Origin of the sequence: Micromonospora sp. NPDC005686, assembly GCF_042871665.1 — a bacterium.
Lineage (GTDB): Bacteria > Actinomycetota > Actinomycetes > Mycobacteriales > Micromonosporaceae > Micromonospora.
Map to the genome: position 1 here is coordinate 630,084 of NZ_JBIAIY010000002.1, position 18,690 is coordinate 648,773.

Sequence of the window (18,690 nt, forward strand, 5' to 3'; positions counted from 1 at the left end):
GGACGGCCGGTTCGCCTTCCCTTCCCGGGAGGCGGACCGGCCGTTCCGCGTTTCTCCTCTCATCGGCAGTTCCACGGAGGTTGGCGGGTATGGGCCGGTTGTTCGGCACGGACGGCGTACGCGGGCGGGCGAACGCGGATCTCACCCCGGAGTTGGCGCTGGCGGTCGCGGTGGCTGCGGCGCACACGCTGGCCGAGACCGACAAGAGTCATCCGCCGCTCGCGGTGGTCGGCCGGGACACCCGCGCCAGCGGCGAGATGCTGGAGGCGGCGGTGGTCGCCGGGCTCACCAGCGCCGGGGCCAACGTGGTCCGGGTCGGCGTGCTGCCCACCCCGGCGGTGGCGTTCCTCACCGCCGAGATCAAGGCCGACCTGGGCGTGATGCTCTCCGCCTCGCACAACCCGATGCCGGACAACGGCATCAAGCTGTTCGCCGCCGGCGGGCACAAGCTGCCCGACGAGATCGAGATGCGGATCGAGGCGGCGGTGAAGGCGAACGCCACCACCGCCTGGAAGCGCCCGATCGGCGCCGGTGTCGGCCGGGTCAACGACCTGCTCGACGGCGCCGACCACTACGTGCAGCACCTGGTCGGCACCGTGCCGCACCGCCTCGACGGGATCAAGGTCGTGGTCGACTGCGCCAACGGCGCGGCGGCCGACGTCGCCCCGGTCGCCTACCGGGAGGCCGGCGCCGAGGTGATCGCCATCCACGCCGAGCCGGACGGGCTCAACATCAACGACGAGTGCGGCTCCAACCACATCGACGCGCTGCGCGCCGCGGTGGTCGAGCACGGCGCCCACCTCGGCATCGCCCACGACGGCGACGCCGACCGCTGCGTCGCGGTCACCGCCGACGGGGACGAGGTCGACGGTGACCAGGTCATGGCGATCCTCGCGCTGGCCATGCGGGACGCCGGCGAGCTGACCCAGGACACCCTTGTGGCCACCGTGATGAGCAACCTCGGTCTCCGGCTGGCCATGTCCGAGCAGGGCATCCGGCTGGTCGAGACGAAGGTCGGCGACCGGTACGTGCTGGAGGAGCTGCGCGCCTCCGGCCTGGCGCTCGGCGGCGAGCAGAGCGGCCACATCGTGCTGCCCGCCTACGCCACCACCGGCGACGGCGTGCTGACCGGCCTGCACCTGATGGCACGGATGGCCGCCACCGGCACCTCGCTGGCCGAGTTGGCCGCCGTGATCACCAAGCTGCCCCAGGTGCTGATCAACGTGCCGGTCGGCGACCGTACCGTCGGCGCCGCCGCACCCGCGGTCCGGGCCGAGGTGGAGCGCGCCGAGGCGGAGCTGGGCGAGACCGGCCGGGTGCTGCTGCGCCCCTCCGGTACCGAGCCGCTGGTGCGGGTCATGGTCGAGGCGGCCACCGAGGACACCGCGCGCGAGGTCGCCGAGCGCATCGCCGAGCAGGTCCGCACCGCCAGCCCGGTCGCCTGACCGGGCGCGGAGCGCCGCTTCAGAGTCGCAGGCGGGAGGCCCGGTCGAACGTCTCGGCCGGGTCTTCGCCGTCGGTGAGGTCGATGTCCTCGACGAGCCGGCCGTCGCCGAGCCGGATCAGGCGGTCGCACCGGGCGGCGATGGCCCGCTCGTGCGTGGCCAGCAGGATCGTCATGCCGTGCCGCTCGCGCAGGTCGAGGAGCAGGTCCAGGATCTGCGCGCCGGTGGCGGAGTCCAGGTTGCCGGTGGGTTCGTCGGCAAGCAGCAGCCGTGGTCTGCCCATCAGCGCCCGGGCGATGGCGACCCGCTGCTGCTGACCGCCGGAGAGTTGCGCCGGCAGGGCCCGTTCCCGCCCCTGGAGGCCGACGGCCGCGAGCAGTTCCCGGGCGCGGGCGGCGTGGTCGGCCCGGCCCGGCAGCGGCAGCACCGGTGCGATCACGTTGTCGAGCACCGTCAGCGCCGGCAGCAGGTGGTACCGCTGGAACACGAACCCGACCCGCTGCCGGTAGCGGGCCAGCGCGCCCCGGCGCAGCGCGGTGACCTCCACGTCGTCGACGGTCAGGCTGCCCCGGTCGGCCCGCTCGATCGCGCCGATCAGGTGCAGAAGCGTCGACTTGCCCGAGCCGCTCGGCCCGGTCAGCGCCACCACCGAGCCGCCGGCGATCTCCAGGGAGACCTCGTCGACGGCGGTGAGCCGCGCGGTGCCGGTGCGGAACTCGCGGACCAGCCGGTCCGTGCGCACCGTGCTTCCGGAGGTCGGGTCCATTGTCACTCCTCTGCCAGTAGGCGTGCGGTGGGCAGGCGGTGCAGCAGCGCGGCGGGAACGAGCGCCGCGAGGCAGGTGACCGCCACCCCGGCCCCGGCCACCACAGCCGCGACGGTGACCAGGGCGGAGGGCACCTCACCCACCAGCCAGGCCGCTCCGCCGAGCCCGAGACCGGCCCCGGTGAGCGCGCCGATCCCACCGAGGAACAGGGCCTGGCAGCCGACGAGGCGGGCGAGGGCGCCGTCGGTCCAGCCGGTGGCGCGCAGCGTGGCCAACTCGGCGGCGCGATCCCGGATGTCCAGGTAGAGGACGTCGGCGACGGCGGCGGCACCCAGCAGCACGGTGGCCGCCGCGGCGAGGGTGTCGGCGCCGCGCACACTCAGCGACACGGTGTCGCCGAGCAGGCTGCCGACGACCGCGCCGCGGAAGGCGTAGGTGACCGCTGCGACCAGGGTGAGGGCGGCCACGCCGATGGCCAGCGCGGCGGCGCCCAGCAGGGTCCGCCCCGGGGTGCGGGCCAGGTTGACCAGGGCCATCCCGGCGACGGTCCGGGCCCGCCGGGCTCGGAAGACGCCGGCCACCTGGGGCCGCAGGGCCGCGACGGGGTGGGTGCGGGCGGCCCGCAGCGCCGGCGGCAGGCCCGCCGCCAGCGACAGCAGCAACGCCACCGGTACGGCGAGCAGCGCCTGCCGCCAGTCGACGCCAATGCCGAGGGCGCGGCCGAGGGGTGCCGCGAGACCGACGGCGAGGAGCCCGGCGACCAGGCCCAGAACGGCGACCTCACCGAGGACGAGCGCTCCGATGCGCCGGGCCGACCAGCCGAGACAGGCGAGGACGGCGAGCTCGGAACGGCGGTCCCGGACCGCCGCGGTGACCGCGTTGCCGAGGAACAGGGCGCAGACCACCAGCACCAGGGCGAACAGCACGGCGCTCTTGCGGTCGACCGCCCTGGTGATGACCGACGCGACACCGAGCGCCGACCAGTTCTCGGCCAGTCGCAGGCCGGGGCGGCCGAAGTCGCCCGCGGGCAGGTCGACTGTCTGCGGGGCGGGGGAGGAGCCGAGGGTGATGTCCACGTCGAGACCGGTGGCCACGGCGATCCGCTCGGCGGTCAGCCGGACCCGCTCGGCGGCGCGCTCGCTGTAGCCGTCCACGTCGTCCACCCGGACCCGGATCGCGCTGATCGGGGCGGCGCGTTGCGGGCTGTTGCCGGCCGCGAGCAGCCCGGGCAGGCTGGCCAGGTTGGTGAGCAGCAGTGGGGGCGCGGACAGGTAACCGGACGGGTTGCCGCTGGGCTCCAGCGGCCGTCCGCCGAGCGCGTCCCGGCTGCGCGCGTCCGCACCCTCGGCACGCGGCGGCTCGTACGTCTCCAGCGGCACCCTGCCCACGTCGCTGAAGCCGGTGAGCTTCTCCGGGTCGAACAGCCCGACGGCCTTCCACTGCCGGACGTCCTGTCTGCCGGTGCCGAGCCGCAACGAGGTCAACGGGCGGTGGCCGGTGTCCTCGCTGAGCCATGGGCGGGGCATGGTGACCAGGTCCCGCGAGCTGCCGTACACGGCGGGGTCGGCGGTGACCGGGCGGACCCGCAGGCTGCCGTCGGGCATCCGGTCGTACGTCGCCTGCCCCGGCTGCACGACGACCTGGAGCTGGCCGTGGCAGCAGGCGTCGGGTCCGAGCCCGGCGGCGAGCTGCGACCGGTACGCGCTCACCGCGTCGCGTTCCGCGCCGCCGGCCGCGGTGGACGGCAGACCGCGCAGCCGTTGTGCCAGTTCCCGTGGCGGGACGCCGGCGATGCTCGCGTCGAGCCGGGTGCGGGTGAACGTGGCCCGGACCGCGCCGTCGAGGAACGGCCGGCTGGTGGCGAGCACCGGCACGGTCCGGCTGGACAGCCCACCGCCCAACCTGGCCACCACGGTGGTCTCGGCGGCGGTGAGCGGCCGGCCGTCGACCACCGCGTCGTCCAGGCCCACCAGCTCCTGTTCGGCGGCCGGGTCGACGGCGGCGAGCAGGAACGGCACGGTGAGGCGCACGGTCACGGTCAGGCGGGACAGCGGCGCGAGCGCCTCGCCGGCGGTGGCGGGCGACCGCACGTCCGGCCGTTCGAAACGACCGCCGGGCAGCATCCGGAACGCCTCGACCTGCCAGATCCGCCGGTCGCTGAGGTCGTGCAGCAGTTCGCCCCGCAGGTCGCAGATGGGTGCGGTACGCCCACCGGGCAGCACCTCGCGGGGCAGCAGCCCGCAGTCGTTGGTGTCGTACGTCCGCCCGTCGGTGTACCGGACCGCGTCCGGGTAGTACTGGTCGCCGGTGACCGGGTAGGCCAGCGGGCGGGTGGTGACGTACACGTATGTCGGTTCGGCGGCGGCATGGCTGAGGCCGCGTTCGGCGAGGAACTCGCGGTCGATCCGGATGAGTTGCCGGTCGAGGGACGGATCCACCGTCGCGGTCACGTCCAGTGACATCGCGATGGAGGTGGTGGAGTAGCCGAGCATGGCGATCGGGGCCGCGACGTCGACTCCCTCGATGGCCCTGACCTGGTCGTACTGTGCGGTGGTGATTCCGCCGTAGGTGCCGGACAGGTAGTTGGGCCGGACGAGCCCGCGTTCGGACTCCAACGGGGTGCGGGTGCCCTTGGGCCGCACCAGGATGTCGTAGGCGGCGCGGGTCTGGCGTTCCACCGCGCCGGTGACGGCGAGGCGGGAGGTGGTCGTGGCGCCGGTGAGGACCACGAAGCCGGTGGTGGCCACCAGCACGCCGGCCAGCAGCGCGACCGACCGTCCGGCCCGGCCGCGAAGCTGACCCCAGATGAACCCGACCATCGCGCCTCCCCGTGTGCTGAGCACACTGTGCGCGATACATTGTGACAATGCAAGGCCCCGCCCGGGTGCCTGTCCGAACCGGATCGGAGACGACTGTGGCTATCCAGCACGCGGTCCTGGCCCTGCTGGCCCGGGGCCCCAGCCACGGCTACGAGCTGAAGGGCGCCTTCGAGGCGGCGGTCGGGCCGCAGTGGGGGCCGCTCAACATCGGGCACCTCTACCAGATCCTCGACCGTCTCTCCCGGGACGGACTGGTGGTGGCCGAGCGGCAGCCCCAGCCGGTCAAGCCCGACCGGGTGGTCTACGAGATCACCCTCGACGGCCGGGCCGAACTCGACCGCTGGCTGTCCGAGCCCAGCCCGCGCAGCGGCGGTTTCCGGGACGACTTCTTCCTCAAGGTGACCTCCGCCGCCCGCTCCGGCGCGGCAGAGACCGTCCGGCTCGTGCTGGCCAACCAACGCGGCCATCTCATGCGGGAGCTGCGCAACCTCGACGGATCGCGCCGGCACGCCGACGACCCCGTGGTCCGGCTGCTGCTCTCGGCCGCCATCCGGCACGTCGAGGCCGACCTGGCCTTCGTGGACGACGCGGAGGCGGCGCTGCTCGCCGACGACGGCGTCACCCTCGCCGGTCTCGCCGCGGCGGCGTCCAGCGGGAACGGCGTGCCTGGGCGGTCGGCCGCGGACCGGCCGGAACCCGGCGCCGCGCGGGCCGCGGGCTGAGCGACCGGCTCGACGCGCCCGCCGGCCCGGACGGTGGCATGGGAACGGCCGGCCGGTGCGTCGGTAGCCACGGCGGCAAGGTGGACAGGCGGCGCGATCAGGTCGTGCGTACCCGGCGCAGGAAGCGGGCGGCCAGGTCGGCCACCGCGTCGGCGTCCAGCTCCCGCGCCGGCCCCGCCACCGTCACTTCGGCCAGCGCCAGCCCGGACACGTCGGTGTCCCGCCAGCCGCCGACGAACCAGGCTCGCTCCTCCTCGGCCAGGGCGAGGTTGGCCGCGTCCAGCGCCGCCGCCGGATACGGCAGCCAGAACCGGAACTGGTGGGTGTGCGGCGGAGCCGGGTACACCCGGGCGCCGGGCAGGGCGGCCAGCGCCGCCGGCCACTGTTGGAACAGCGTGCCGCCGTAGCGGTGCCGCCAGGCCCGCGCATACCGCAACTCCAGCTCGGCCACGGGTCCGCCCTCGCCGTACAGGTCGGGCAGGTCGTCACCGGCCGTCGCGCCGAGCGCGGTGAGCTGCTCCCGTACCGATGCCGGGCGTACGCCCGAGAGCATCGTGTCGCTGCGGCGCTGGGCGGCGAGCCGTCGCAGCCGCGCGGTGTACCCGTCGCTCATCCGTCTTTCCGGACCCGCCGCAGCCGGGTCACCGCCTCGGCCAGCACCTCCGGCCGCTTGCAGAACGCGAACCGGATCAGGTGCCGGCCGGCCGCCACGTCGTCGTAGAACACCTGCGTCGGCACCGCCACCACGCCGCAGCGCTCCGGCAGCGCCCGGCAGAACTCCACCCCGTCCCGGCCGCCGAGCGGCGTGACGTCGGCGGTGACGAAGTAGGTCCCCTCCGGCGTGAGCACGCCGAACCCGGCGTCGGCGAGCCCGGCGACGAGCTGGTCCCGCCGACGTTGCATGTCGTCCCGGAACCCGGTGAAGTACGCGTCCGGCAGCCCGAGCGCCACCGCGACCGCGGGTTGCAGCGGCCCGGCGTTGACGAACGTCAGGAACTGCTTGACCCGCAGCACGGCGGCCACCAGCGGCGCCGGCCCGCTCACCCAGCCGACCTTCCAGCCGGTGCAGGAGAACGTCTTGCCGGCCGACGAGATGCGCAGCGTCCGCTCCCGCATGCCGGGCAGCGTGGCGAGCGGCACGTGCGGCTCGGCGGCGTCGGTGAAGACCAGGTGCTCGTAGACCTCGTCGGTGACCGCGTACACGTCGTGTTCCCGGCACAGCTCGGCGACCGTTGTCAGCTCGTCGGCGGTGAAGACCTTGCCGGTCGGGTTGTGCGGCGAGTTCAGCAGCACCAGCCGGGTACGAGGCCCGAACGCGGCGCGCAGCGCGTCCGGGTCGAAGGTGTACCGGCCGTCGGCACCGGGACGCAGCGTCACCGGGCGGCGCACCGCACCGGCGAGCGCGATCGAGGCGGCGTACGAGTCGTAGTACGGCTCGAAGCAGATCACCTCGTCGCCCGGCTCGCAGAGCGCGAGGATGCTCGCCGCGACCGCCTCGGTGGCGCCGGCCGTCACCACGATCTCGCCGTCCGGGTCGTACTCCAGGCCCCAGAACCGCCGCTGGTGGTCGGCAACGGCGGCGCGCAGCGCGGGGATCCCCGGGCCGGGCGGGTATTGGTTGTGGCCGGTACGCAGCGCCTCGGCGGCGGCGGCGAGCATCTCCGGCGGGCCGTCGGTGTCCGGGAAGCCCTGCCCCAGGTTGACCGCGCCGGTACGCACGGCCAGCGCGGACATCTCGGCGAACACGGTGGTGCCGAACGGCCGCATCCGGGCCACGAGCGGATCGGTGGTTGTCACGGCGCCCACCCTACGACCCGCCGCCGACGGCTCACGGGATGAAGACGGCTCACGGGATGAAGCAGTCCACGCCGTACCGGCCCGAGTGACTGACGACCACCTGGCCGTCAATGGTGATCTGGCAGGTCACGTTGCCCGAGCCGATCGAGGTGGCGACGAGCCGCACCTGGTCGCGGTTGTTGGTGGTGAACTTCAGCCGCCAGGGCATGGCCACGTTGTCGGGCTGGAGGAACTTGGCGTCGGCGTCGTGGAACAGCACCACCGCCTCACGGGCCGTGCCGGTGACCTCGTACAGCACTGTGAACCGGCCGGGACCGCCGGACGGTGTGGTCGCCGGCGTCGAGAACCGACGCTCCGGCGTGACGGCCCGCTCGCTGGACCGCACCGGCGTCGGGGCGTCGTAGCTCCCGCCCGGGGCTGTCCCGCCGTTGATGGGGCTGTTGATGTAGAACATCCAGATGCGGCCGACGGCGAGGATCGCCAGGACGGTGACGATGCCGAACGCCCAGCTACCGCCGCTGCGGCGGGTCGGCGGGGCGGGATGCGCGTACAGCGGCGGGAGGGAGCCGGGCACCCGGCCCGGCCGCGCCGACGAGCCGGGTACGCCCGAGGCGCCGGGCCGGAACGGCCAACCGGGTGCGCCCCGGACAACTGACGACTGCGGATTGCCGGAGCCCGCCGGGACGGCCGGACGCGACGGCTCGGCCGGTTTCGCCGGTTCCACCGCTTCCACCGGGGCGGCCGGTTTCGCTGCTTCGGCTGGCTTCGCCGGTTCCACCGGTCTGGCTGGTTTCGCCGGTTCGGCCGGTTTAGCTGGTTCGGCGGGGTCGGCGGGTTCGGCCACCGCGCCGCCCGGGGAGGTGGCGGGGTCGGTTCCGGGCGGGCTCTCCGGGCCCGGCTCCGGCCAGGGGGCCGGAGCCGGGGACGGCGACCAGGGCTCGGGCGGAGCCCAGGGTTGCGGAGCGGCCAGCGGGTCCGGCGGCGTCCACATGGAGGGCTGCGGGGCGGTCGGGTCGACCGGCCCGGCGGCCGGCTCGGGGGTGGGGGTCGTCTCGGACATCGGCTCAGCTCACAGGGGTAAGGCGCGGACGACTGCGGGACGGTGGGCCCGGGGGACGGGCACCCGGCCTCAATGTAGGCGGCGCGGGCCACGGTGCGGTCCCGGCCGACGGTCCGCGTGCCGCGTCCCGGACCGGTCCGGGAGGGTCCGAACGACCCGTATGGTGGCCTTGTCCGGCAATGGTCGTCCCGGCGTCCGGTTCGCTCAAATTCAGTGTTCGTTAACCCGCCTTCCGAGCACGCGCGATGAGCGAAACTCGGTTAGGCTGCGGACCATGTGTGGAATCGTGGGTTACGCCGGCGCCCGCCCGGCGCTCGGCATCGTGCTCGACGGACTGCGGCGGCTCGAATACCGCGGCTACGACTCGGCCGGTGTCGCCGTGGTCTGCGAGGACGAGCTGCTGATCGAGAAGAAGGCCGGCAAGCTCGCGAACCTGGAGAAGGTCCTCTCCGAGCGGGCGGCGGACAACCCCGAGGACTGCGCCGCCAGCCCGATCGGCATCGGCGACGGCACCACCGGCATCGGCCACACCCGCTGGGCCACGCACGGCGGCCCGACCGACCGCAACGCCCACCCGCACCTCTCCCCGGACGGCCGGGTCGCGGTGATCCACAACGGCATCATCGAGAACTTCGCGAAGCTCCGCGCCGAGCTGGAGGACGAGGGTGTCGAGTTCGCCAGCGACACCGACACCGAATGCGCCGCGCACCTGATCGCCCGCGCGCTGGCCGACCTGCGCGCGGTCGGTGAGACCGACAGCCCGCAGCTCCTCACCGCCGCCATGCGCGTGGTCTGCGGGCGCCTGGAGGGCGCGTTCACGCTGCTCGCCGTCGACGCCGGCATCCCCGGCGCGGTGGTCGGCGCCCGGCGCAACTCGCCGCTGGTGGTCGGCCGGGGCGACGGCGAGAACTACCTGGCCAGCGACGTCGCCGCGTTCATCGAGCACACCCGGGACGCGGTCGAGCTGGGGCAGGACCAGATCGTCCTGATCACGCCGGACAGCATCGACATCACCGACTTCGCCGGTCAGCCGGCGAGCGGCACGGACTTCCACATCGACTGGGACTCGTCAGCCGCCGAGAAGGGCGGCTACGACTGGTTCATGCTCAAGGAGATCGAGGAGCAGCCGCAGGCCATCGCCGACACGCTGCTGGGCCGGCTCACCGAGACCGGCGAGATCGCCCTCGACGAGGTCCGCCTCAGCGAGCAGGACCTGCGCGACGTCGACAAGATCTTCATCGTCGCCTGCGGCACCTCCTACCATGCCGGCCTGGTCGCCAAGTACGCCATCGAGCACTGGACCCGCATCCCCTGCGAGGTGGAGCTGGCCAGCGAGTTTCGCTACCGCGACCCGGTGCTGGACCGGTCCACGCTGATCGTGGTGATCTCGCAGTCCGGCGAGACGATGGACACGCTGATGGCGCTGCGCCACGCCAAGGAGCAGAAGGCCCGCGTGCTGGCGATCTGCAACACCAACGGCTCGACCATCCCGCGCGAGTCCGACGCGGTGCTCTACACCCACGGCGGGCCGGAGATCGCTGTCGCCTCCACCAAGGCGTTCCTCACCCAGGTCGTCGCCTGCTACCTGATCGGCCTGCACCTGGCCCAGGTGCGCGGCATCAAGTTCGCCGACGAGGTGGGCGCTGTGGTGGCCCAGCTCCAGGAGATGCCGGGCAAGCTGCGGGAGCTGCTGGACCGCATCGAGCCGGTCCGCGAGCTGGGCCGCGAGCTGAAGTCCGAGCCGACGGTGTTGTTCATCGGCCGGCACGTGGGCTACCCGGTGGCGCTGGAGGGCGCGCTGAAGCTGAAGGAGTTGGCGTACATGCACGCCGAGGGCTTCGCCGCCGGCGAGCTGAAGCACGGCCCGATCTCGCTGATCGACAAGGGCACCCCGGTGATCTGCATCGTGCCCTCCCCGGTCGGCCGGGGCATGCTGCACGACAAGGTCGTCTCCAACATCCAGGAGGTACGCGCCCGCGGCGCCCGCACCATCGTGATCGCCGAGGAGGGCGACCAGGCCGTGGTCCGCTACGCCGACCACCTGATCTACGTGCCGCGTACGCCGACGCTGCTGGCGCCGCTGGTGACCACCGTGCCGCTACAGGTGCTGGCCGCCGAGATCGCCGCCGCCCGCGGGCACGACGTCGACCAGCCCCGGAACCTGGCCAAGTCGGTCACCGTCGAGTAGCCCGGTCTCGTCCACGGTCCCTCCGCCCCTTCACCGGGCGGAGGGACCGCGCCGTTGCCGGCCTGCCTCGCGGGCGGTCGCCGGAAGGCTGCGGGCGGCTGCCGGAGGGGGCGCCGGTCACCGGCCCAGCACGATCCGGGCCATGCCGTCCAGCGCCGGGTTGTCCGGATCCCAGTAGCCGGTGTGGCCGTGCGGGGCGCTCGGGAAGCGCCGGCCGCCGAAGCCCGGCGCGCTCGGGTCGGCGCCGAACCAGAGGCGCTCGCCGTGCCCGTCCAGCGCGGCGAGCGCCGGACCGAGCGGCGTACCCGCCAGGAGCGCGCGGCGGGCCAGCTCGTCCGGCGGGCGCGCCAGCCGGATCACGTCGTCCGGCGCGGTCGACGACCAGACCTGGCCGGCGGGCATCCGCAGGTCGGCGGCGTGGTCCACGCCGACTCCCGGGGAGCCCACGAAGACCAGGGCGTCAGCGCTCAACCCGTGGTCGCGGGCGGCGGCGCCGACCACGAGCGAGCCGTAGCTGTGCCCGAGAACCGTCTGCCGGGCCGGCGGGCCCTCGTGCGCGGCCCGCAACCCCTCCTGGAACCGGTGCAGCGCCGGACCGGCCTCCTCGGCCTGCCGGGTGCCGGCCGCGTCGGTGAGGAAGTCCGGCGCGTCGTAGTCCAGCCAGAGCACCGCCGCCACCTCGTCGCCCGGCCCGAGCGCCGCGCACCGCCGCAGCACCCGGGCCGCCCGGCCCAGCTCGGCCGGGGCGTCGGCGAGATCCGAGGTCATGCCCGGGACGTAGGTGAGCACCGAGGCGGCGCGGTCCGGGTTCCCGAGCGCCACCACCGCGCGGCCGTCGCCGGCCGGGTCCAGCCCCAGCAGGTACGCCCGGGGCGTCCCGCCCGACGCCAGCCGCTCGCCGAGCCCGTCCAGCCCGCGTAACGCCGCCTCGACACCGGCCAGCCGGACCCGCCGGGACGCCTCCAACGGGCCGGCCGGAAGCGGGCGCAGCAGCGCGAGCCGCCGGACGCGCAGCTGCTCCCGCCGCTGGCCGAGCAGCAGCCGGTTGGCCTGGTCCCGCGCGGCGGCCGGCAACCCGTCGAGGCGGCCGATTCGATCCGGTTCCCGCCCCACCAGCCAGCGCCGCTCGGCCGCGCTCAGCGCCGCCCACCAGCGGCTCACCTCGGCCGGCCCGGCACCGGGGCCCGGCCGCCACGCGGACGGGACGCTGACCCAGCCGGTCACCGCCGCGGTGGTCAGTTCCGCCAGCCGGACGGCCGCCTCCCGGTCGGCGGCCCCGGCGAGCGTGAGCGCGCCCCGGATCCCGGCCCGCGCGTCGACCACCGCCGGCCCGGCCCGCGCCACCGGCCGGGCCGGATCGGGCCGGACCGCTCCGGTGCGGTCCACGAGCAGGCCACCGGACTCGGCGCGGGCCACCTCGGCGCCGAGCCGGGCCTTCGCCGCGCCCAGGCGCGCGCCGAACTCGGCGAGCACCTGGTCGACCTCGAACAACGCCGGCAGCACGTCGGTGAGCTCGGTGCGCAGGTCCCCGATCCGCCGTTGTGCCGCCGTCGAGGCCGTACCCGACCACCCGGGGCGGAGCGTGCCGATCCGGGTGGCCAGCGCGTCGGCGCGCCGCCGTACCGGCCCGGCGAGTCCCCGCCATGCCGTCGCGGCGGTGAGCCAGGAGGCCGGGTCGGCCCGCCAGAGCTGCGCGTAACCGGCCGGCACGTCGGCGGCGCCGCCGTTCACCGGAGCACCCCGGCGAGCCGACGGGCGGCGCGCTCGTCCGCCGCCTCGTAGCCGTCCGCCCCGCGACGCAACGCCTCGGCGGTGTCGGCCACCCGGGTGCCGAGCGCGCCGGACCAGCGCCGCACCGCCGCCTCCAGGTCGGCCAGCGCCGTCCCGGAGCGCCAGCCGTCCGGCGCCGCCACCAGCAACGACTCCGGCGCCGCACCCGGCCCGCTGGCCAGTCGGTACGCGTCGTCGGCCAGCTCGCGCGCCACCGTGCGCAGCAGCCCCGGGTCGACGTCGAACGGTTTCTCCACCACGTGCCCTCCCTCGCCCGGCACCACCGGCCGGCCCCGGACACCGGGAGGCTAGGCGGCACTGGACAGCGTCCGCCGACCCCTGTGGACAACGTTCCGGGTTATCCACAGGGGCGCTCCGTCAGCCGGTCCGGGCCGCGTACCGCCGGTAGGCTGAGGCCGTGATCGGGGGAGCCGCGGGCGGAAGCTGAGCCGGCGCGACGAACGGGGTGGGGTGGCATGAGACGGGTGTGGCGGGTCGCCGACGTTCGCGCGGCGGAAGCGGGCCTGATGGCCACCCTCCCGCCCGGCACGCTGATGCAGCGGGCCGCGGCCGGGCTGGCCCGCCGCTGCGCGTTGTCGCTCGGCGACCGGGGTGGCGTCTACGGAGCCCGGGTGCTGCTGCTCGTCGGGTCCGGCGACAACGGCGGTGACGCCCTCTACGCGGGCGCGCACCTGGCCCGCCGGGGCGCGGCGGTGACCGCGCTGCTCCTCACGCCGGGCCGGGCGCACGCCGAGGGCCTGACCGCCCTGCGCGCCGCCGGGGGGCGGGTGGCCGACCGGCCACCCGCGGTGGTCGACCTGGTGCTCGACGGCATCGTGGGCATCGGCGGCACCGGCGGGCTGCGGGAGACGGCAGAGCAGCTGGCCGCGAGCCTGACCGGGCAGCGTGGGCGCGACGGCACGCCCGCCACGGTGGTCGCTGTCGACGTGCCGAGCGGCGTCGCCGTCGACACTGGCCACGTCCCGCTCACCGACTCGGGGCGGCCCCGCGCGGTGCGCGCCGACGTGACCGTCGCCTTCGGCGCGCTCAAGCCGGCCCTGGTCGTCGGTCCGGCCGCCGAGCTGGCCGGAGAGGTCGAGCTGGTCGACATCGGGCTGACGCCCTGGCTGCGTGGCACTCCGGCGCTCCAGGTGATCGAGCGGACGGACGTGGCCGACTGGTGGCCGGCGCTCGGCGCGTCCTCGGAGAAGTACTCCCGGGGCGTCGTCGGCGTGGCCACCGGCTCGGCCACCTACCCGGGCGCGGCGGTGCTCTCGGTCGCCGGTGCGCTCGCCGGTCCCACCGGCCTGGTCCGCTACGCCGGGAGCGCCAAGGGCGAGGTGCTGCACCAGCACCCGTCGGTGATCGCCACCGGCCGGGTCGCCGATGCCGGCCGGGTGCAGGCGTGGGTCTGCGGCTCCGGGCTCGGCACCGGCGAGGAGTCCGCGGCCGAACTGCGCGCGGTGCTGGCCGCGCCGGTGCCGGTGGTGCTCGACGCGGACGCCCTGACGCTGCTGGTGGACGGCAAGCTGGCCGACCGGCTGCGCGGCCGGGACGCGCCGATAGTGGTGACGCCGCACGACCGGGAGTTCGCCCGGCTCTGCGGCGAGATGCCGGGGGAGGACCGGGTCGCCGCCGCGCTGCGGCTGGCCGCCTGGATGAACGCGGTGGTGCTGCTCAAGGGGGACCGCACGGTCATCGGCACGCCCGACGGCCGCGCGTACGTGAATCCGACCGGCACCCCGGCACTGGCCACCGGAGGCACCGGTGACGTGCTGGCCGGGCTGCTCGGCTCGCTGCTCGCCGCCGGGCTGGCGCCGGAGCGGGCCGCCGCCGCGGCGGCGTACCTGCACGGGCTGGCCGGCCGGGAGGCGGCGCGCGGCGGTCCGGTGACCGCGCCCGACGTGGCCGCCGCGTTGCGTCCGGTACTGGCCCGGCTGGGCTGATCCGGGCGGCGACGTCAGGTAGCGAGGGCGCCGCCCATCCGGCTCGCCGCTCTGATGATCATTGACGGAAGTAGGCTGAGGACATGTGGCAGTCGGAGGTGCGCGTCGACCTGGACGCGATCCGGGAGAACGTGACCCGGCTCAAGGCCGGCACCAGCGCCGAGCTGATGGCGGTGGTCAAGGGTGACGGGTACGGCCACGGCATGGTGCCGGCCGCCCGCGCGGCGCTCGACGCGGGCGCGGACCAACTGGGCGTCTGCACGCTCGACGAGGCGCTGCGCCTGCGCGAGGCGGGCATCACCGCGCCGGTGCTGGCCTGGCTGCTCGACCCCGGTCTGCCGTTGCACGACGGGATCACCGTCGGGGTCGACCTCGGCTGCGCCAGCCTCGCCCAGCTCGACGAGATGGTCGAGGCGAGCCGCCGGGCGGGCCGCGCGGCCCGGCTGCATCTCAAGATCGACACCGGGTTGGCCCGGGGCGGCGCCACCGTCGCGGACTGGCCGACGCTGCTGGAGGCCGCCGCGAAGGCCCAGGCCGAAGGCCTGGTCGAGGTGGTCGGCGTGTGGAGCCACTTCGTGTACGCGGACTCGCCCGGCCACCCCACCACCAGCCGCCAGCTCGCCGTCTTCCAGGAAGGGCTGGAGATGGTGGCCCGCGCCGGTCTGCGTCCGCGCTACCGGCACCTGGCCAACTCGGCCGCCACGCTCACCCGGCCGGACACCCATTTCGACCTGGTCCGCCCCGGCATCGCCGTCTACGGCCTGTCGCCGGTCGCGGGCGAGCAGTTCGGTCTGCGTCCCGCCATGACCGCCCGCGCCCGGGTGATGCTCACCAAACGCGTAGCGGCCGGCACCGGTGTCTCCTACGGGCACACCTACCTCACCGAGCAGGAGACCAACCTCGCTGTGGTGCCGCTCGGCTATGCCGACGGGGTGCCCCGGCACGCCTCCAACACCGGCCCGGTGCAGCTCGCCGGCAAGCGCCGGGCCATCTCCGGCCGGGTCTGCATGGACCAGTTCGTGGTCGACTGCGGCGACGACGAGGTGGCCGCGGGCGACGTGGCGACGCTGTTCGGCAGCGGCGCGGACGGCGAGCCCACCGCCGACGACTGGGCCGAGGCGGTCGGCACGATCAATTACGAGATCGTGACCCGCTTCGGTGGCGTGCGGGTGCCCCGGGTCTACGACGGCGAGCGCGCGTGAACGTCCGGTTGCCGCGTCCGCGTACCGCCGCCGGGAAGGTGGCCGGCCTGGTCGGCGTGGCCGCCGCCGGGCTCGCCGCGGGCGTGGTCGGCGAGCGGGTGCTGGTCCGCCGGCTCAAGAACGACCCGGCCGACCGGTACGCCGGCGAGGTCTTCGGCGAGCAGCGCCACGACGAGGCGTACCGGCTGGAGATGCCGGACGGCACCGACATCCACGTGGAGGTGGTCGAGCCGACCCGACCGGTCGCCGGGCACCCGACGGTGGTGCTGGTGCACGGGTTCTGCCTGGACATGGGCACGTTCCACTTCCAGCGCAAGCGGCTCGCCGAGCGCGGCGACTACCGGGTGGTCGCGTACGACCAGCCGGGGCACGGCCGCTCCGGCCGGCTGGAGAGCGGGGAGTACGACCTGACCGCGCTGGGTCGCACGCTGCGCCGGGTGCTCGACGAGGTGGCCCCGGACGGCCCGCTGGTGCTGGTCGGGCATTCGATGGGCGGCATGACGATCATGGCGCTGGCCGAGCTGTACCCGGAGCTGTTCGGTGACCGCGTGGTCGGCACCGTGCTGATGGCCACCTCGGGCGGCCTGGCGGCGGAGGCCAAGCTGGTGGCGCCCGCGCTGCTCGGGCGCGTCGGCTCGCCGGTGCTCTACATGATGAGTAACGCCACCCGGTACGGCGGCACGGTGATCGATCGGGCCCGCCGGTCGACGGCGAACGTGGCCTGGCTGCTCACCCGCAAGTACGGCTTCGGCACCTCGAAGCCGAGCCCGGCCCTGGTGTCGTACGTCGAGATGATGAACTCGCGCACCTCGGCCGACACCGTCACCCGCTACCTGCGCACGATCGTCACCCACTCCCGGTTCCCCGCGCTGGCCGCGCTGGCCGGCGCGCCGGTGCTGGTGATCGTGGGGGACAAGGACATGATCACGCCGGTGACGCACTCCGAGGAGCTCGTCCGCCGGCTGCCGCACGCCGAGTTCGTGAAGATCCACGACAGCGGGCACGTGGTGATGTTGGAGCACGCAGACGAGGTGAACACGGCGCTGGAGAGGTTCCTGGATTCGCTATGACGGTGATCGTGGAGCTGAAGACAGTCGACGACACCCACGAGTTCGGGCGGCGGCTGGCCGGTGTGCTGCGCGCCGGCGACCTGTTGCTGCTCAGCGGGCCGCTCGGGGCCGGCAAGACCGCGCTGACCCAGGGCATCGGCGCCGGCCTGGGCGTACGCGGGGACATCACCTCGCCCACCTTCGTCATCGCCCGGGTGCACCGGCCCGACCCGGCGCGGGGCGGCCGGGTGACGCTCGTGCACGCCGACGCGTACCGCCTGGGCGAGGCCGCCGACCCGCGGGCGGAGATCGACGACCTCGACCTGGACGCCTCGGTGGACGAGGCGGTCACCGTGGTGGAGTGGGGCGAGGGGATGGTCGAGCAGTTGACCGACGCGCACCTGCGGGTCCGCATCGACCGGCGGGACGACGACACCCGGGCGGTCACGCTGGAGCCGGTCGGCGGCGACTGGGCCGCCCGGGTCGCCGAACTGTCCTAGGGCTGGAGTGGCATCGTCCAGCAGTTGGAGTAGGCAGTGCGACCGGCGAGCCGGTCGGTCAGCCAGGCCACCGCGTCACCCTGGTCGGTGATGAGCGGCGCCAGGTGATTGGTGAGGAGCTTGTCCCCGAGGTTGGGCAGGCTGACGGCCTGGTAGGTCACGTTGGCGCCCTTGCGGCACCAGTCGACAGCCAGTTGGCGGGCCTGCCGGTGCGGCACGATGTCGTCCTGGACGCCGGTGGCCACGCGTACCGGGCCGGCCGGCTTGAGCGTGCCGATGCGCTGCCGGTCGAGCACGGCGCTCGCCTCGGGGGAGGCGGCGATGACGGCGGTGAGGGACCGGCCGCCGGTGATCCATCTGCTGCTCCTGGTGAACGCGTACCGCAGGATCGCGTCACCGACGCACATGGTCGAGGTGTCCGTGCGCGCCGCCCGGCCGGCGTCGTTGACGTTCGCCTCGATGACGTCCCGCACCGCCGGGTCGGACTGGGCGAATCCGTTGAGCGACCAGCCCAGCGCTCCCGCCAGCGCGCTGCCGTCGATGCCGCCGAGGACGGCGGTCAGGTCGGCCGGCGGCGCACCGACGTAGGTGCCGGCCAGCGGCACGTCGGGTGCGTACGTGGGCTGGAGTTCGGCTGCCGCGGCGCTGGCGCCGCCGCCCTGGCTGTAGCCGTACAGGCCGACCCGGGACTGGGCGGTGACCGACGCGCCCGGCACGGCGCGGGCGGCGCGGGCCGCGTCGAGCAGGGCCCGCCCCTCGTCGAGCCGGTTGACGTAGGTGTGCAGCCGGTCGGTCGCGCCCAGACCGACGTAGTCGGTGACCACGACGGCGGCGCCGGTGGCGAGCAGGCGGTAGACGGCCAGCGCCTCGTAGCCGACGGACAGGGTGTCGCCGGTGAGCGTGAGCGGGTGTTGCAGGGCGAACGAGGGCGCGCACTGGTCGCCCTGCCCCATGGTGCCGGAGGCGAGGGCCACCAGCGGACGCGGCCCGGTGCCCCGCCACTGCGTCCACGGTTCGATGTAGGCGCCGGTCACGCCGACGGCCTGGCCGTTGGAGTCGGTGGACCGGTACATCAGCCGGGTGGCCGTGCCGGGCATCGGGCGGCCGTCGAGCCCGGGGATGCTCAGGCCGAGCGGCAGCGGCTCGGTGCGGATCAGCGTGCCGTTGGCGGCGGGCAGGTCGGCGGGCGGTTGGTAGAAGGCGGGGATCGTCACGCCTCGGGAGACCACCGGCGTGGTTCCGGCTGCGGCTGCGGCTGCGCCGGATCCGGCCAGGTAGGTGGCTGCCGCCGCGGCGACGGCCAGCATCCGGAGGCCGATCGCGCGGCGGGGGGAGAGGGCAGCGGAGGGCGTGCGGGGACGAGTGTTTCTCCTGCTCACGGGCACTCCTAGCGAGCATCGATGGTGGTGGATGCAAGCTAGCAGTG

Annotated in this window: 15 protein-coding genes; 7 read left to right on the forward strand and 8 right to left on the reverse strand. The window is 74.8% G+C overall.

The genetic code is table 11. From position 1 onward, the window contains the following. The first annotated feature begins 89 nt into the window (after nt 1–89). The gene (gene glmM / locus ACFYON_RS06915; protein WP_354870505.1) at nt 90–1,445 is read left to right on the forward strand and encodes a phosphoglucosamine mutase; all 1,356 of its coding nucleotides are present in this window, start codon (nt 90–92) and stop codon (nt 1,443–1,445) included. A 19-nt stretch (nt 1,446–1,464) separates the two neighbouring features. Here the strand turns inward: glmM and ACFYON_RS06920 are convergent, their stop codons facing one another. Together ACFYON_RS06920 and ACFYON_RS06925 are read right to left on the reverse strand one after the other, a co-directional pair. Then, nucleotides 1,465–2,211: an ABC transporter ATP-binding protein gene (locus ACFYON_RS06920; protein WP_354870507.1), complete on the reverse strand. Its 747-nt coding sequence runs from the start codon at nt 2,209–2,211 to the stop codon at nt 1,465–1,467. A gap of 2 nt (nt 2,212–2,213) precedes the next feature. Further along, nucleotides 2,214–5,030 (reverse strand): ABC transporter permease, encoded by a 2,817-nt coding sequence (locus ACFYON_RS06925; RefSeq protein WP_354870510.1) that lies wholly within the window; start codon nt 5,028–5,030, stop codon nt 2,214–2,216. Nucleotides 5,031–5,125: 95 nt separating this feature from the next. Between ACFYON_RS06925 and ACFYON_RS06930 the strand changes: the two genes are divergently transcribed. After that, a complete protein-coding gene (locus ACFYON_RS06930) occupies nt 5,126–5,752 on the forward strand; it encodes a PadR family transcriptional regulator (protein WP_354870513.1) in 627 nt (208 codons plus the stop codon). 97 nt (nt 5,753–5,849) lie between these two features. On the opposite strand, the gene ACFYON_RS06935 is transcribed toward ACFYON_RS06930, so the two are convergent. Genes ACFYON_RS06935 through ACFYON_RS06945 form a run of 3 tightly spaced genes read right to left on the reverse strand, consistent with a single transcriptional unit; the run spans nt 5,850 to nt 8,609 of the window. After that, on the reverse strand, nt 5,850–6,365 hold the full coding sequence (locus ACFYON_RS06935) for a hypothetical protein (protein WP_354870516.1): 516 nt from the start codon (nt 6,363–6,365) through the stop codon (nt 5,850–5,852). Continuing rightward, the gene (locus ACFYON_RS06940; RefSeq protein WP_387320625.1) at nt 6,362–7,549 is read right to left on the reverse strand and encodes a pyridoxal phosphate-dependent aminotransferase; all 1,188 of its coding nucleotides are present in this window, start codon (nt 7,547–7,549) and stop codon (nt 6,362–6,364) included. Before ACFYON_RS06940 ends, ACFYON_RS06935 begins: the two co-directional genes overlap by 4 nt. Nucleotides 7,550–7,598: 49 nt before the next feature. Continuing rightward, on the reverse strand, nt 7,599–8,609 hold the full coding sequence (locus ACFYON_RS06945; RefSeq protein ID WP_355014809.1) for an MmpS family transport accessory protein: 1,011 nt from the start codon (nt 8,607–8,609) through the stop codon (nt 7,599–7,601). A 274-nt stretch (nt 8,610–8,883) separates the two neighbouring features. Here ACFYON_RS06945 and glmS point away from each other — a divergent pair, with 274 nt between their 5' ends. After that, the gene (gene glmS, locus ACFYON_RS06950) at nt 8,884–10,797 is read left to right on the forward strand and encodes a glutamine--fructose-6-phosphate transaminase (isomerizing) (RefSeq protein ID WP_354870524.1); all 1,914 of its coding nucleotides are present in this window, start codon (nt 8,884–8,886) and stop codon (nt 10,795–10,797) included. 117 nt (nt 10,798–10,914) lie between these two features. On the opposite strand, the gene ACFYON_RS06955 is transcribed toward glmS, so the two are convergent. Together ACFYON_RS06955 and ACFYON_RS06960 are read right to left on the reverse strand one after the other, a co-directional pair. Beyond that, nucleotides 10,915–12,528 (reverse strand): alpha/beta hydrolase, encoded by a 1,614-nt coding sequence (locus tag ACFYON_RS06955; protein WP_354870527.1) that lies wholly within the window; start codon nt 12,526–12,528, stop codon nt 10,915–10,917. Further along, a complete protein-coding gene (locus ACFYON_RS06960) occupies nt 12,525–12,827 on the reverse strand; it encodes a type VII secretion target (RefSeq protein WP_354870529.1) in 303 nt (100 codons plus the stop codon). Before ACFYON_RS06960 ends, ACFYON_RS06955 begins: the two co-directional genes overlap by 4 nt. A gap of 216 nt (nt 12,828–13,043) precedes the next feature. Between ACFYON_RS06960 and ACFYON_RS06965 the strand changes: the two genes are divergently transcribed. The 4 genes from ACFYON_RS06965 (at nt 13,044) to tsaE (ending at nt 17,264) form a co-directional block, all read left to right on the forward strand. Then, nucleotides 13,044–14,513, forward strand: coding sequence for an NAD(P)H-hydrate dehydratase (locus ACFYON_RS06965; RefSeq protein WP_354870532.1), 1,470 nt, complete (start codon nt 13,044–13,046; stop codon nt 14,511–14,513). 83 nt (nt 14,514–14,596) lie between these two features. Beyond that, nucleotides 14,597–15,715 (forward strand): alanine racemase, encoded by a 1,119-nt coding sequence (alr, locus tag ACFYON_RS06970; RefSeq protein ID WP_355094384.1) that lies wholly within the window; start codon nt 14,597–14,599, stop codon nt 15,713–15,715. After that, nucleotides 15,712–16,785 (forward strand): alpha/beta hydrolase, encoded by a 1,074-nt coding sequence (locus ACFYON_RS06975; RefSeq protein ID WP_354870537.1) that lies wholly within the window; start codon nt 15,712–15,714, stop codon nt 16,783–16,785. Before alr ends, ACFYON_RS06975 begins: the two co-directional genes overlap by 4 nt. Then, a complete protein-coding gene (tsaE, locus tag ACFYON_RS06980) occupies nt 16,782–17,264 on the forward strand; it encodes a tRNA (adenosine(37)-N6)-threonylcarbamoyltransferase complex ATPase subunit type 1 TsaE (RefSeq protein ID WP_354870540.1) in 483 nt (160 codons plus the stop codon). Before ACFYON_RS06975 ends, tsaE begins: the two co-directional genes overlap by 4 nt. On the opposite strand, the gene ACFYON_RS06985 is transcribed toward tsaE, so the two are convergent. Continuing rightward, nucleotides 17,261–18,643, reverse strand: a complete 1,383-nt coding sequence (locus ACFYON_RS06985) for a lipase family protein (protein ID WP_355094386.1) — start codon at nt 18,641–18,643, stop codon at nt 17,261–17,263. The genes tsaE and ACFYON_RS06985 overlap by 4 nt on opposite strands. Nucleotides 18,644–18,690: the final 47 nt, after the last annotated feature.

Bases quoted from the DNA above. Each gene is read 5' to 3' on its own strand.
- glmM (WP_354870505.1), top strand. From the start codon at position 90: ATGGGCCGGTTGTTCGGCACGGACGGCGTACGCGGGCGGGCGAACGCG.
- ACFYON_RS06920 (WP_354870507.1), bottom strand. From the start codon at position 2,211: ATGGACCCGACCTCCGGAAGCACGGTGCGCACGGACCGGCTGGTCCGC.
- ACFYON_RS06925 (WP_354870510.1), bottom strand. From the start codon at position 5,030: ATGGTCGGGTTCATCTGGGGTCAGCTTCGCGGCCGGGCCGGACGGTCG.
- ACFYON_RS06935 (WP_354870516.1), bottom strand. From the start codon at position 6,365: ATGAGCGACGGGTACACCGCGCGGCTGCGACGGCTCGCCGCCCAGCGC.
- ACFYON_RS06945 (WP_355014809.1), bottom strand. From the start codon at position 8,609: ATGTCCGAGACGACCCCCACCCCCGAGCCGGCCGCCGGGCCGGTCGAC.
- glmS (WP_354870524.1), top strand. From the start codon at position 8,884: ATGTGTGGAATCGTGGGTTACGCCGGCGCCCGCCCGGCGCTCGGCATC.
- ACFYON_RS06965 (WP_354870532.1), top strand. From the start codon at position 13,044: ATGAGACGGGTGTGGCGGGTCGCCGACGTTCGCGCGGCGGAAGCGGGC.
- alr (WP_355094384.1), top strand. From the start codon at position 14,597: ATGTGGCAGTCGGAGGTGCGCGTCGACCTGGACGCGATCCGGGAGAAC.
- tsaE (WP_354870540.1), top strand. From the start codon at position 16,782: ATGACGGTGATCGTGGAGCTGAAGACAGTCGACGACACCCACGAGTTC.